Consider the following 1428-nt stretch of genomic DNA (forward strand, 5'->3'; position numbering starts at 1 on the left):
AGAAGCCCTCGCCGCACGAAGTGCGCAGCGAGGGCTTCTTGCATGTCCGAGGACGCGCCGGGAGGGAACTTGTTCTCTGCCCGGATAGGTAAGACAAATTACGCGACGGTGTAAACCCAGTTGTGCTTGTCCTCGACAGCACCAGACTGGATACCAGTCAGGGTCTCGCGAAGCTTCTTCATCACAGGGCCGATCTCGGTGTATCCAGCCGGGAAGGTCACGGTCTCGTCGGCGCCGTAAACCTTGTTGTCGATTTCGCCAACCGGAGAGATGACGGCAGCGGTGCCGCACAGGCCGCACTCCACAAAGGTGCCGGCCTTGACCTCGGCCCACTCGACGGGGCGCTGGTCAACGGTCATGCCCAGGTCCTGAGCAACCTGAACGAGCGAACGACGGGTGATAGAGGGCAGGATGGAGTCGGTGTGCGACTGCGGAACGACGAGCGTGCCATCCTCTTTCACGAACAGGACGTTGGCGCCACCGGTCTCCTCGACATAGGTGCGGGACTCGGAGTCGAGATACAGGTTCTCGGCATAGCCCTCGCGATGGGCCTCCATCGTGGGCTTAAGGGACATGGCGTAGTTCAGGCCGGCCTTGATGTTGCCGGTGCCGTGCGGTGCAGCACGGTCATACTCGGAAACGCGCAGCTTGACGGGCTTGAGGCCGCCCTTAAAGTACGGACCGACCGGGGTCACGAGAATGCGGAACGTGTACTCAGGAGCGGGAGCCACGCCGATCACGTCACCGGAGCCGATCATAAACGGACGCACGTACAGGGTCGCACCGGAGCCGAAGGGCGGAACCCACGCGGCGTTGGCAGAAACGACCTGCTTGACGGCCTCAACGAACTTGTCCTTGGGGAACGGGGGCATCTCGAGGCGCTGGGCAGAGTTGTACATGCGCTCGGCGTTCATGTCGGGGCGGAAGCAGACGATGCTGCCGTCCTCGGCGGTGTAGGCCTTCAGGCCCTCAAAGACCTCCTGACAGTAATGGAAGATGCCACCGCACTCGGAGACATGCAGGGTGTGGTCGGTGGTCAGGCCGCCCTCGTCCCACTCGCCATCCTTCCAATGAGCCTCGTAGCTGTAATCGGTCTTCATGTAGCCAAAGCCGAGGCTACCCCAATCGATATCCTTCTTCTCGACAGTCATATGTCGCTCCTTACATACACAGTTGCAAACTCGCGAACCCGCACGCAAGGACCGAGGCCGACCGCGTCGCAACGTCGCACGCCCGGAGCGTAGAGCCGGACGGGACACGCGAACAGCATCAAAGCCGATGGCACGTCGATTCGCATGCACGAGATTGTACTCCCCGTACGCGTCTGATAAAACGTTTTTCTTTAACTAACTAAAGTATTTTCATTTGACCGAAATCAAAACCACCCCTAAAAGGGGTGGTTTGCTCTTAGGGTATAACCCTTGGATT

At 59.7% G+C, this 1428-nt stretch carries 1 protein-coding gene; it reads right to left on the reverse strand.

The features are described from left to right. Window positions 1-98: 98 nt before the first annotated feature. Window positions 99-1151, reverse strand: a complete 1053-nt coding sequence (locus LK493_RS10035) for a branched-chain amino acid aminotransferase (protein ID WP_035138743.1) — start codon at window positions 1149-1151, stop codon at window positions 99-101. Window positions 1152-1428: the final 277 nt, after the last annotated feature.

Source organism: Collinsella aerofaciens, assembly GCF_020709435.1.
Taxonomy (GTDB): domain Bacteria; phylum Actinomycetota; class Coriobacteriia; order Coriobacteriales; family Coriobacteriaceae; genus Collinsella; species Collinsella aerofaciens_AU.